The sequence below is a fragment of the Brucella pituitosa genome, assembly GCF_965577835.1.
Classification (GTDB): Bacteria; Pseudomonadota; Alphaproteobacteria; order Rhizobiales; family Rhizobiaceae; genus Brucella; species Brucella pituitosa.
Genome location: NZ_OZ264092.1, coordinates 510929 through 522950, shown reverse-complemented (window position 1 = coordinate 522950; position 12022 = coordinate 510929). Strand labels below are relative to the sequence as shown.

Sequence of the window (12022 nt, the reverse complement as noted above, 5' to 3'; positions counted from 1 at the left end):
AATGCATATTCTCCGACTATCGGCATATCTTGCATCGACCGTTCTTGTGGCGGTGCCGTTGGATGCAATCGCACAGACAAACTTAAACGCGCAGGATGGCGTCGTGCTCGACACGATTGTTGTAACGTCGCTGCGCCGCGCAACATCGTTGCAGCGTTCGACGTCTTCGGTCACGGTGATTGATAAGGCCGAGATAGAGCGTTCTGCCTCACCGGATCTCCAGTCGCTGCTGCAATATTATCCGGGCATTTCGATCACCACGAATGGTGGGCAGGGATCATCTTCCAATCTCTATATTCGAGGAATGTCATCGAAACAGACAGTCGTTCTGGTGAATGGCGTGCGAACAGCTTCGGCGACGACCGGGGCGACTGCGCTTTCCAATATTCCGTTGAGCTCGATTGATCGTATTGAAATCGCCAAAGGCGCGCATTCCTCGCAATATGGTGCCGATGCCATGGGTGGCGTCATCAACATCATCACCAGGCAGGGCGGAGTTTGTGGCGAGCGCTCTTTCTGCGGGAGCGTGACAACAGGTGTAACGCATCCATGGGGCGGTTATGCATCCGGTTCGCTGCAGGGACGCAGCAAAGACGGTATCGATTATGCGTTTGGTGCGGCGATGACAGGCACACGGGGTTATAATTTCACAACTCCTGAAGCTTTTGGTTATGAGCCTGATCGCGATGGTTTCCTGCAGGGATCGTTCAACTTCGCGCTGTCGAAGGATTTTGACTGGGGCAAGATTTATACGGACGGCCTTTTAAGCCGGGGGCGCAATCAATATGATGCGAAAGCCCCTTCTGCTAACGAAGCTTACACAACTGCATTCAGCGGCAAGCTTGGTGCGCGGATCGATCACACATCAGACTCGTCGTCGACGATCGAGTTCAGCTCTGGCCTTGATCATAGCAGGAATTTTCGCAAAGGCGTCAGTGGCTCGGACCGCTTTGAAACCAAGCGCTATGGCATCTTCGCTTCAACGGAAAAGCAGTTCGATACCGGCAATGTCTCGCATGTCGTGACGGGCGGCGTTGAGGCTTATCGCGAAGAGGTGGATGCAACGACTGCTTATGCTGAGACGAGTCGCAATCTCGCTGCTGTGTTTGGCCAATATTCGCTTGAATATGATGCGCTGCGTTTTGATGGCGGTGTGCGCTATGACTACAATGAGCAATTCGGTGACGTCGTGACGTATAATTTCGGTACGAGTTACGAAATCCTGCCTGATCTTGTGCTGCGTTCGTCGTTTGGAACGGGCTTCCGTGCTCCTACCTTCAATGAGCTTTATTATCCCGGTTTTGCCAATGCCGACTTGCAACCGGAAAAATCACGCTCCTACGAGATTGGCTTCAACTGGCAGGCCAGCGCCAACACAAGCCTTGATATGGCTTTTTATCAAACATGGCTGCGCGATGCGATCTTGAGCACAGCACCTTCCTATCTGCCTTATAATATTGCGCGTGCGCAGGTTACGGGTTTTGAGGCGACACTTGCACATCGCTTTAACGACAGTTGGGGCGTCAAAGGCTCCATAGATCTGAAACGTCCGATAGACGAGGATACCGATAATGATCTGGCCTATCGTGAACGGGTGAAAGCGATGGCAGAGGTGAACTTCAAGCCGGTTGAAAAACTCGATTTAACGGCAAGGATGCGTTACGGCGGCTCGCGCTACACGAGCGCTGCGAACACGACCAAGCTCGATCCTTATGTGACGGCTGATTTCATCGCACTTTATGACATCGACACTCAGTCGCAGTTGAAGCTTTCGGTGGAGAATATTTTCGACAAGGATTACCAGACGACGTCTGGCTATAATGCGCCGGGGCGCAGCTTCAATATCGGGCTGACGCGGAATTTCTAACGAGATGCAGAACATGAAAACGCAGCCCGCATCACGGAAAATCAGGCTTAGTCTTTTGGCAGGCCTGTTTCTGGCTGCGTTTCATTCCGCTCACGCGGATGGATTGCCCAAGCGTGTGGTGTCGATCAATGTCTGCACAGATCAGCTGGCAATGTTGCTGGCAGATGCCACGCAACTACAGTCGGTGTCGTATCTTTCGCGTGATCCGCTTTTGTCGGTCATGACTGAGAAGGCCAGACAGCTTCCCGTCAATCATGGACAGGCAGAGGAAGTCTTTCTCATGAAGCCTGATCTGGTACTGGCAGGCACGTTCTCTGCGCGGGCTACCGTCGGACTGCTTCGTGATCTCGGTGTGCGTGTTGAGGAGTTTGCGCCTGCGCGTTCCTTTGAGGATATCAAGGTGCATATGAAGCGCATGGGTGAATTGTTGGGGCGCAACGAAGAAGCAGATCAACAAATTGCTGCGATGGACGCTGCACTCTCAGTAATCAAACGGCCCGATCATAAGCGCACCGTCGCGCTTTATTACGCGAACAGCTACACGTCAGGGCGCGGTACGCTGATCGATGAAGCGATCCGTCTGGCCGGGCTTGATAATATTGCCGACAAAGCCGGTGTTCGCGGCTCGGCCATGCTGCCGCTGGAAATGCTGATAATGGAAAAACCGGATATTCTGGTGCGCGGATCGCGCGGTCGACCGCCAGCACTGGCTTTCGAGAATTTCGAACATCCGGCATTGCGCGCGCTCGAAGGGCACACGCGAAATGTGGCGCTCAACGATAATCTGACCGTATGTGGTGGGCCGTTCAGCGTTGAGGCAGTGGCGAGACTTGCGGAGGCTGCGCGTGACTGAAACTAGCCGCTTCTATCTTCTGCTTTTTGCACTTGGCCTGTTGGTGCTTGTGCTGTTTGCACTTTCGCTGCTGGTTGGCCCGGCATCGATTAGCATTGGTGACAGTATCCGGGCACTGCTGACCGGACAGGGCGACGCGATCGTGTTGGTCATGCGTGAAATCCGGCTGCCGCGCGCACTGCTCGCTCTTCTGATTGGCGCTTCGCTCGGCCTGTCAGGCGCTGCTCTTCAGGGTTATTTGCGCAATCCGCTGGCGGAACCGGGGCTGCTCGGTGTGAGCTCTTCTGCGTCGCTTGGTGCGGTGATTGCGATTTATACCGGGCTGTCGCAGGTTTTCCCGTTGGCCTTGCCATTGCTGGCGCTGGTCGGGGCGTTTGTATCTGTCTTTCTGGTGAAGGTGCTTGCGGGGCGCTATGCGGGAACACTGGCCGTCATTCTGGCGGGGGTTGCCGTAACCAGTCTTGCGGGTGCGATGACAGCTTTGGCACTCAATCTTTCACCCAATCCATTTGCTGCCATGGAAATCGTGTTCTGGATGCTCGGCTCACTGGCCGACCGTTCCATGACCCATGTTTGGCTTGCTGCCCCCTTCATCATGATTGGCTGGGTGATGCTGTTTTCGCTGGGCCGTGCGCTGGACAGCCTTACATTGGGATCAGATGCTGCGGCCAGCATGGGCGTCGATCTTTCCCGCGTTCAGATTCTGGCGGTTCTTGGTACTGCGGCCAGTGTCGGGGCATCGACTGCCGTGGCGGGGGCAATCGGTTTCGTAGGACTGGTGGTGCCACATATTCTGCGTCCGCTGGTCGGCGCACGACCATCGCACCTGCTTGTCGCCAGCGCCTTTGGCGGTGCTGCATTGCTGCTCGCGGCTGATGTATTAGTCCGGGTCATCATGCCGGGGCGCGAATTAAAACTCGGTGTGCTGACGGCAATCATCGGCGCTCCGTTCTTCCTGTGGCTGGTCTTCAAATATCGGAGGCGGCTGGTATGAGCACTCTTTCAGTCCACAATCTTGATGTGTCGCTGGGGCGCAAAGCCGTGCTCGAAACTGTTGGTTTTGAGGCCGATGAGGGCGAGTTTATCGGACTGATCGGCCCCAATGGTGCAGGAAAGACCACGCTGTTGCGCGCGCTTCTGAACCTAACGGCTTCAACGGGCAACATTCTGCTTGATGGCTCGGACTTCAGAAGAATGTGTGTAGCAGATCGTGCCAAAGTCATCGCTTATCTGCCACAGGAGCGTGATGTTGCATGGCCAGTTACGGTCAGAATGCTGGTGTCACTTGGGCGTTCGGCACTAAAACCTGTTTTTGCCGGGCTTGATGGTGACGATGAAACCGTCGTTGAGACTGCAATGCAACGTATGGGCGTGGCTGAGCTTGCCTCGCGTCCCGCCAACGAACTTTCAGGTGGCGAAAGAGCACGGGCTCTGATCGCGCGTGTGCTGGCACAGGATACGCCGGTCATTCTGGCCGACGAGCCAGTGGCGGGGCTGGACCCGGCACATCAGCTGGAACTGATGGAACTGTTTGCCGGGTTGGCAACCGAGAAGAAGACGGTGATCGCCTCGCTCCATGATCTTGGTTTAGCTGCGAAATATTGCACACGGCTGATTGTGCTGAATAAGGGCAGGCTGGTTGTGGATGGCGCACCGGAGGATGTGTTAACCCCGGCGCTACTGAAAGATGTCTACGGCATCGACGCGCGGCTGTTGAAGATCGATGATGATTTCATCGTTCATACCCGCAAGCGCCTCCGATAGTTCATACCTTCTTCCATTGCCGCTCGCGGCTGGAAGCGTAGATGGCTTCGATGGTTTTTTGTACCTCATAGCCTTCGCGGAAATCGGCATGGCCCGTATTTTGGCCTGCGATGCTCAACAGGAAGTCACGCACTTCTATGGTTTTCAGATCATTGAAGCCAATCTGGTGCCCGCCAGCCACGCAGAAAGCACCATAAGGTTCGTGATCAGGACCAGCGAAAATCTTGCGGAAACCCTGATGCCCTTTCCTATCTGAGAAAAGAAACAGGTCGAGTTCGTTGAAGCGCTCCTGCGAAAAGAAGATCGAGCCCTTTGAGCCGGATATCTCGAAATCATGCTGCATCTTGCGACCGCTGGCGACCCAGTTCGCTTCCAGCGTTCCGGTAGCGCCGTTCCCGAACGACACAAAAGCGTGGCAAATATCATCAACTTCCACCGCTTTCATCTGAGATGACTTGTTGTGGTCGGGACGTTCAGCGATTGCGGTTACGCTTTTGCCCATAACTTCTGAAATCGGGCCAACAAGATAGCGCGCAGCTGCGATAATATGACTGCCGATATCGGCAAGTGCACCGCCACCACCTGCCGGATCAAGCCGCCAGGTCCATGGAATGCGGTGATCTGCCATAAAGTCTTCGGCGTGGATGCCGCGGAAATTTCTGATTTCGCCGATTTCGCCGCTATCGATGATGTCTTTCGCAAGCTTGATCATCGGGTTCTTGAGATAGTTGAATCCGACGGCCGTTTTAACGCCCTTCCGTTCGGCAGCGAGTGTCATTTCAAGGCATTCGGCGGCAGTGGGAGCCAACGGTTTTTCACAATAGACGTGCTTGCCAGCATTAATTGCTGCGAGCGCCATTTCCTTATGAAAGCGGTTTGGCGTGGTGATGTCGACCAGATTGATGGCCGGATTAGCGATCAGGTCGTGCCAATTGCCTGTCGCATGCGCAAAGCCAAGCTGACGCGCTGCGCGTAAGGCAGTGTTTTCATCCACATCGGCCAGCGTATGTAGTTCGACCGTCATCGGCAGGTCGAAAATCCGGTTTACATTTGCAAGGGCGAGAGCATGAGTTTTACCCATGAAACCCGAGCCGATCAGGCCTGCTACAACTGCCATTCTCTCCTCCCAGAGTTAAATTGCATGTGCATTTCGACTGCTGCTTATGTGATTGACATGAGCTAACAGAAATGGAATTATAATTCCACGAGAAATTTCTAATGAATGTTTCATTCTATTAAGGATCGAAGGTCAGATCAAAATTGCCGGGATCAAATGCGTGGAGGCAGCCCCGGAATTAGTTCTGAACAAGGTGCAGACAAATTAACAAACCGGCGGGGAGTGCCGGATAGGGAGGAGTGAACATGAAATCGCTTTTGAAGTCGGCAGTTGCTGGGGTCGCGCTGATGGCGGCGTCGTTCGCAGCGCAGGCACAGGATGTCAGCATTGTGGTTGTGAGCCACGGTCAGGCATCTGATCCGTTCTGGTCGGTTGTGAAGAATGGCGTTGCAGAAGCCGCCAAGGATACGGGTGCAAAGGTCGATTATCGCGCACCTGAAACATTCGACATGGTGCAGATGGCGCAGCTGATCGATGCTGCAATCAACCAGAATCCGCAGGGCATTGTTGTTTCGATCCCGGATGCGGATGCGCTGGGACCGTCGATTGAACGTGCTGTTGCAGCCGGTATTCCGGTTATTTCGATGAACGCAGGTTCTGATGCATCCAAGAAGCTTGGTGCGCTGCTGCATGTCGGTCAGGATGAGTTCGATGCTGGCAAGGTTGCCGGAGAAGCGCTTAAAAAGGCTGGTGGCAAGAAGGGGATCTGCGTTAATCAGGAAGTAGGCAACGTCTCGCTTGATCAGCGTTGTGCAGGGTTCAAGGAAGGCTTTGGGGACGTAACAGTTCTGCCAACCTCTGCTGATCCAACCGAAAACGAATCCAAGGTCCGTGCAGCGCTTGCGTCTGACACGACGGTCGATACGATCCTGACGCTGAATGCAACACTGGCTGGTGAGCCAGCAGTAAAGGCTGCTTCGGAAAGCGGTCGCGACGGCATTCATATTGCCACTTTCGATATGTCGGCTGGCTTCCTCGAAGCTGTCGAAAATGGAAAAGCAGATTTCGCAATCGATCAGCAGCAGTTTCTGCAGGGCTATCTGCCGGTCGCCTTCCTTGCGCTCAATGCAAAATATGGTCTGATGCCGGGCGGTAATGTGCCGTCGGGTCCGAACCTGATTACCAAGGATAAAGCCAAGCAGGTGGTTGAACTGTCTGCCAAGGGCATCCGCTAAGCAGTAAAGCATAACTTTCGAATGACCCACCCGCCCATGAAAATGGGCGGGAACGGGTGTCCATACCCATAAAGCTCGCGACGTTTATGTCGCGTAGTCTGGAGCGCGTTTCTCTAAAATTGAATCAAAACGGTGCTCTAGTGGATTGTTTTAATGCGTATTTTCGCGGATACGTTTGAAGGAGTAAAGCATGAGTGAGCCAACTTCATCAGAGCAGCCCGCTCAGGCCGCCGCAAATGACCCGGCAATCGCTGCTGCGCATCGGGATGAACGGCTGAAGAATGCCAGCGCGCTCCAACGGATGCTCAGTCGTCCTGAGCTGGGTGCTGTTTCAGGCCTCGTGCTCATCACGATCTTCTTCCTTTCTACAGCCAATCCGGCAATGTTTACGGCTGCCGGTATTATGAATTTCATGGCACCGGCATCGCAACTGGGCATTCTGGCTGTTGCTGCTGCTCTTCTCATGATTGGCGGCGAGTTCGATCTTTCTATCGGATCGATGATTGCGTTCGCCGGTCTCATATTTGCGGCAGCACTTGTTGTTTTGCAGGTGCCACTTGTCGTCGCAATCATTCTGACACTGGTTTTTGCGGCTCTTGTGGGCGCGGTGAATGCGCAAATTGTGCTTAAAACCGGACTGCCGTCCTTTATCGTAACACTGGCATTTCTCTTTATCCTGCGCGGACTTTCGCTGGTTGGTCTCAAATGGGCGACGGGCGGTGCAACGCAGCTGCGCGGTGTAAAGGAAGCAGTTGGCACGAGCTATCTTGCCGGATTGTTTTCGGGTGATGCTTTTCAGGGCCTGTTCGCATGGCTTGCCGAAAAAGACCTGATTGCGAAATTTCCCAATGGCCAGCCGACTGTCAAAGGCGTGCCTGTAGAAGTGCTTTGGTTTATCGGCATCGCATTACTGGCCACTTACGTTCTTGTGCGAACACGCTTTGGCAACTGGATTTTTGCTTCAGGCGGTGATGCGTTGGCGGCGCGCAATTCCGGTGTGCCGGTCCGTCGCGTGAAGACGATCCTTTTCATGTGTACGGCGATGGCTGCTGCACTGGTAGCAATTCTCACTGTGCTTGATGCCGGATCGACGGATGCACGGCGCGGCTTTCAAAAAGAGTTCGAGGCGATCATCGCAGCGGTTATTGGCGGCTGCTTGCTGACGGGCGGTTATGGTTCGGCCATTGGTGCGTTCTTCGGCTCCATTATCTTCGGCATGGTGTTGATTGGCCTGACCTACACGACGATTGATCAGGACTGGTATCTGGTGTTCCTTGGCGGGATGCTGCTGATCGCCGTTCTCTTCAACAACTTCATCCGCAAGCGCGCCACTGGCGAGCGATAGGTTTCAGCATTCACGCGGTTTCGAACGGAAAACCGTTCCCACTTTTCCTGAAACTGTGTTGATAAAAGGGATTTGTCATGACAACCCCAATCATTGAAGTTCGTAATCTTGTCAAACACTTCGGCCCGGTTATTGCACTGAACGGCGTTTCACTGAGCGTGGAACCAGGGCAGGTGCATTGTCTGCTCGGCGATAACGGTGCCGGAAAGTCGACACTGATCAAGACTCTATCAGGCGTACATAAACCGACCAGCGGCGAGTTCTTTGTTGATGGCAAGCAGGTTGTCTTCAACAGTCCACGCGATGCGCTGGATCACGGTATTGCGACGGTCTATCAGGACCTTGCTATGATCCCGCTGATGTCTGTGATGCGGAATTTCTTTCTCGGACGCGAACCGACCAAGGGGATTGGACCAGTTCGCTGGTTCGATGCACAGTTTGCCGAAGATGTGACGCGCGAAGAGATGAAGAAGATCGGCATTGATGTGCGCGATCCGCAGCAAGCGGTTGGAACGCTTTCGGGTGGTGAACGGCAATGTGTGGCGATTGCGCGTGCGGTTTATTTTGGCGCTAAGGTGCTGATCCTTGATGAACCGACGTCCGCTCTTGGGGTGCGCCAGACAGCTATGGTGCTGAAATACATCAATCTCGTTCGCGAACGTGGGCTCGGCGTCATCTTCATCACCCATAATGTGCGCCATGCCCATGCCGTCGGTGACAAATTCACGGTTCTCAATCGCGGGGCCACGCTTGGAACACGCACCAGAAGCGATGTTGATATGGATGAGTTGCAAAGTTTGATGGCGGGCGGTCAGGAACTGGCTGATCTGTCGTCAGCACTTGGTGGACGTGTTTAAGCCAGTTATTGGAGTTAACAATGAGCGGACAATTGACCGGTAAGGTTGCTGTCATCACCGGCGGCACTCAGGGACTTGGTGCGGCCACCGCGCGGCTTTTCGCAGAACGGGGTGCAAAAGGCATCGTAATCTGCGGGCGTTCAGCGGAGAAGGGCAAGGCACAGGTAAGTGTCCTGGAAAAGCTGGGTGCGAAGGCCGTCTTTGTTCAGGCTGATCTCGAAAAGATCGAAGATTGCCGCAAAGTAATTGCCGAGGCTGATCGGTCGTTTGGCAGGATTGATATCCTCGTTAATGCGGCAGGGCTGACAGATCGCGGTGATATACTCGACACCACGCCGGAATTGTTTGATCGGCTTTTTGCCGTCAACACGCGCGCACCGTTCTTCCTCATTCAGGACGCAGTCAAGCTCTTCCGCCGCGACAAGGTAGAAGGCGCGATTGTCAATATATCCTCCATGTCTTCCATGGGAGGTCAGCCCTTCATTGCGGCTTACTGCGCTTCCAAAGGTGCGCTTGATACATTGACCCGCAATGTCGCTTATTCGGTGTTGCGCAACCGTATCCGCGTCAACAGCCTCAATATCGGCTGGATGGCATCGGATGGCGAAGATCGTATCCAGCGCGAGTTCCATGGCGCGCCAGCCAACTGGCTTGATGAGGCCGTCAAGGCGCAGCCATTTGGTCGCTTGATCGATCCCGCCGAAGTTGCCCGTGCGATTGCGTTCCTGGCATCTGAAGAGTCCGGCCTAATGACCGGCGCTATCGTCAATTTTGATCAGTCGATCTGGGGCGCATACGATTCGTCACCACATCCTGAAAAGCCACTTTGATGTTCTTGCCAGATTATTCTGTGCAAAATCCTTCATAAATGTGCAGGATTTTTGCACCGGATGGTCAAAAAACTCAGATCTCTCGCGATCCTGCTTGCTCTTACAAATTCTTGTGATTAACCAATCAATCCTTAGATACCGTTGAAATTGCGCTAAAAGGATGAGAAATCGTGGAGCAGGCAACGAGCGGAAAACGCAAAGGCGGACGCAAAGCGCTTTGGGCAGCTGTAGCAGTCATCGCCATCGCCGCAGCAGGTGCTGTCGGATATAAGATCACTCTTGAGAAAACTATCAACGCTCAGCTTGAAAGACGTGGCGGTAAGGCTGCTTCGGTTTCTGCCGATTTTCTCGGTCGTATTCATCTGACCGATGTAGTTCTGCCACTGAAAGACGGAACGAATGTAACAATCGCTTCGATTGAAGGTCGCCCGAAAGTCCTGTTTCTGAATGGTATGTTGGATGCCAAGGGCATCAAGACCGAAATCGCTCAGTTCAAGATTGAGATGCCGAGCGTTCGTGTTGACGATGCGAATTTCGATATCCAGATGTTGCGCGACACCTTCGGTAATGGCGAGCTGAGCCTTGCTGAGCGCGTGGGACGCGTTTCGGCCAAGCGTATGTCAGTGCCGGAAATCAACATTGTTCAGATTCTGAACGATAAGGAACAGAAGACGTCTTATAAGGACGTCACTCTGGAAGACATCGTTCATGGCCATGTCGCGCGCTATTCTTCGAGCGGCGCAACCTTCGATCTTGACCTGTCATTGCCTGATGAAAACGGCACGATCAACGAAGAGCGTATGGCTGGCACGATCGGTGTTTCCGAGGGCAAGGATATCGACGGCGTGTTCATCGCGCGTCTTTATACGGAAAAGGCTGGCCCGAACGATACCGAAGCCAATCCCGTTTACGGTCCTTTTTCGGCAAAAAATATTGTCGTGAAGAGCACGAAGACGAGCTTCAGCTACGATGAAGTTCGCAGCAATGGCTTTACCATGCGCCTGCCTGCAGAGCCGTTTACGGAAACACTGCAGAAGCTTGAAACTGTCAAGAATATCGAAGACCTTTCGCTAGAAGAACGTAAAGAGTTCTTCACACGCCTGATCGGTCTCTTCGACACGATTGGCAAGGGCGATGTCGAACTCGTCGGCATGAAAATTCAGCCTGGCGAAGGCAAGGAAGGCGAAGGCAGCATCGACAAGATGGCGATGGCTTTCGACAACAAGAAGCTGGACATGTCGCTGAACGGCTTTTCGGCTGGCAATGGCACAGATTATGTAAAGCTGGAAGAGTTCTCGCTTAAGGGTTTCAACTGGGCGCCTTCGGCAGAAGCGGTGACGAAATTTGCCGGGTTGAGCGACGAGGAAATTGAGAACTTCCCGTTCACAACGATGCTGCCTGAATTTGGCACGTTGGTCGTCAAGGGTATTGATGCCGATTTGCCGGGCGACGAGCATGCCAATGATGACATCGATGTTGAACAGGATCAGGATAGTGCTGCGACACCACCTGCAACCGGTCTGCCTGAACGCATCAAGTTCAGCATGAAGAGCTATGAGCTTGCACTGAACAAGCCATATAACGGCATTCCGACCGATATACGCGTTGCATACGAAGACATGTCTTTGCCGGTGCCAGCGAACAGCAACGAAGAAATGTATCAGCAGCTGCGTAAGCTCGGTTATGATCGCGTGAGTATTTCTTCCAATCTGGAAGCCAATTGGAACGAAGCGGACCAGAGCCTCATCATCAAGGACCTTTCGGTCAGCGGCAAGGATATGGGCAAGGTTTCCATGTCTGGTCTGATGGGTGGTTTCACCAAGGAGTTCTTCTCCGGTGACAAGGTGCTGGCACAGGTTGCGCTTCTGGGTCTGAAAGCTCGTGAAGTTAAGCTCAAGATCGAAGAGCAGGGCATTATTGCCAAGGGTCTTCAGTTCTATGCCGATGAAAACGACATGACGGTCGATGAAGCGCGCAGCACGCTAACGCTGATTGCGAGCGCGGTACTGCAGGAGCTCGCGGCTGATCAGCCGAAACTTCAGGATGCGATTACGGCATTCTCCACTTTCATCGCAAAGCCGAACATTTTTGAGCTGACCGTGAAATCCAAGTCCGAAAAGGGTATTGGTGCATTGGAAATGGTTGCTGCATCGCAGGACCCACTCTTAATGCTCGACAAGGTCGATATCGAAGCGAAAGCTGAATAAGGGGCAT

At 53.6% G+C, this 12022-nt stretch carries 10 protein-coding genes; 9 read left to right on the top strand and 1 reads right to left on the bottom strand.

From position 1 onward, the window contains the following. Position 1 precedes the first annotated feature (1 nt). Genes ACSME1_RS02535 through ACSME1_RS02520 form a run of 4 tightly spaced genes read left to right on the top strand, consistent with a single transcriptional unit; the run spans position 2 to position 4484 of the window. Positions 2-1867 carry a TonB-dependent receptor domain-containing protein gene (locus tag ACSME1_RS02535; RefSeq protein ID WP_105705791.1) on the top strand — a complete coding sequence of 622 codons (1866 nt, stop codon included), beginning with the start codon at positions 2-4 and terminating at the stop codon, positions 1865-1867. A gap of 13 nt (positions 1868-1880) precedes the next feature. Beyond that, a complete protein-coding gene (locus tag ACSME1_RS02530) occupies positions 1881-2720 on the top strand; it encodes an ABC transporter substrate-binding protein (RefSeq protein WP_105706052.1) in 840 nt (279 codons plus the stop codon). Next, on the top strand, positions 2713-3714 hold the full coding sequence (locus tag ACSME1_RS02525; protein ID WP_105705793.1) for a FecCD family ABC transporter permease: 1002 nt from the start codon (positions 2713-2715) through the stop codon (positions 3712-3714). The genes ACSME1_RS02530 and ACSME1_RS02525 overlap by 8 nt, the downstream gene beginning before the upstream one ends. Further along, positions 3711-4484 carry an ABC transporter ATP-binding protein gene (locus ACSME1_RS02520; RefSeq protein WP_105705795.1) on the top strand — a complete coding sequence of 258 codons (774 nt, stop codon included), beginning with the start codon at positions 3711-3713 and terminating at the stop codon, positions 4482-4484. Before ACSME1_RS02525 ends, ACSME1_RS02520 begins: the two co-directional genes overlap by 4 nt. A gap of 1 nt (position 4485) precedes the next feature. Here ACSME1_RS02520 and ACSME1_RS02515 read toward each other — a convergent pair whose 3' ends face one another. Further along, positions 4486-5601, bottom strand: a complete 1116-nt coding sequence (locus tag ACSME1_RS02515) for a Gfo/Idh/MocA family protein (RefSeq protein WP_105534487.1) — start codon at positions 5599-5601, stop codon at positions 4486-4488. Positions 5602-5846: 245 nt separating this feature from the next. Here ACSME1_RS02515 and ACSME1_RS02510 point away from each other — a divergent pair, with 245 nt between their 5' ends. The 5 genes from ACSME1_RS02510 (at position 5847) to ACSME1_RS02490 (ending at position 12015) form a co-directional block, all read left to right on the top strand. Continuing rightward, entirely contained in the window at positions 5847-6776 is a 930-nt protein-coding gene (locus ACSME1_RS02510) for a sugar ABC transporter substrate-binding protein (RefSeq protein ID WP_100558806.1), read from the top strand. A gap of 190 nt (positions 6777-6966) precedes the next feature. Further along, the gene (locus ACSME1_RS02505) at positions 6967-8121 is read left to right on the top strand and encodes an ABC transporter permease (protein WP_181151604.1); all 1155 of its coding nucleotides are present in this window, start codon (positions 6967-6969) and stop codon (positions 8119-8121) included. 77 nt (positions 8122-8198) lie between these two features. Continuing rightward, positions 8199-8978: an ATP-binding cassette domain-containing protein gene (locus ACSME1_RS02500; RefSeq protein WP_100558807.1), complete on the top strand. Its 780-nt coding sequence runs from the start codon at positions 8199-8201 to the stop codon at positions 8976-8978. 20 nt (positions 8979-8998) lie between these two features. After that, the gene (locus tag ACSME1_RS02495) at positions 8999-9808 is read left to right on the top strand and encodes an SDR family oxidoreductase (protein WP_100558808.1); all 810 of its coding nucleotides are present in this window, start codon (positions 8999-9001) and stop codon (positions 9806-9808) included. Positions 9809-9978: 170 nt separating this feature from the next. Further along, positions 9979-12015 carry a hypothetical protein gene (locus ACSME1_RS02490; protein WP_105534488.1) on the top strand — a complete coding sequence of 679 codons (2037 nt, stop codon included), beginning with the start codon at positions 9979-9981 and terminating at the stop codon, positions 12013-12015. Positions 12016-12022: the final 7 nt, after the last annotated feature.

Excerpts from the sequence above, each read along its gene's own strand:
- ACSME1_RS02495 (WP_100558808.1), top strand. The coding sequence starts at position 8,999 with ATGAGCGGACAATTGACCGGTAAGGTTGCTGTCATCACCGGCGGCACT.
- ACSME1_RS02500 (WP_100558807.1), top strand. The coding sequence starts at position 8,199 with ATGACAACCCCAATCATTGAAGTTCGTAATCTTGTCAAACACTTCGGC.
- ACSME1_RS02515 (WP_105534487.1), bottom strand. The coding sequence starts at position 5,601 with ATGGCAGTTGTAGCAGGCCTGATCGGCTCGGGTTTCATGGGTAAAACT.
- ACSME1_RS02535 (WP_105705791.1), top strand. The coding sequence starts at position 2 with ATGCATATTCTCCGACTATCGGCATATCTTGCATCGACCGTTCTTGTG.
- ACSME1_RS02520 (WP_105705795.1), top strand. The coding sequence starts at position 3,711 with ATGAGCACTCTTTCAGTCCACAATCTTGATGTGTCGCTGGGGCGCAAA.
- ACSME1_RS02505 (WP_181151604.1), top strand. The coding sequence starts at position 6,967 with ATGAGTGAGCCAACTTCATCAGAGCAGCCCGCTCAGGCCGCCGCAAAT.
- ACSME1_RS02530 (WP_105706052.1), top strand. The coding sequence starts at position 1,881 with ATGAAAACGCAGCCCGCATCACGGAAAATCAGGCTTAGTCTTTTGGCA.
- ACSME1_RS02510 (WP_100558806.1), top strand. The coding sequence starts at position 5,847 with ATGAAATCGCTTTTGAAGTCGGCAGTTGCTGGGGTCGCGCTGATGGCG.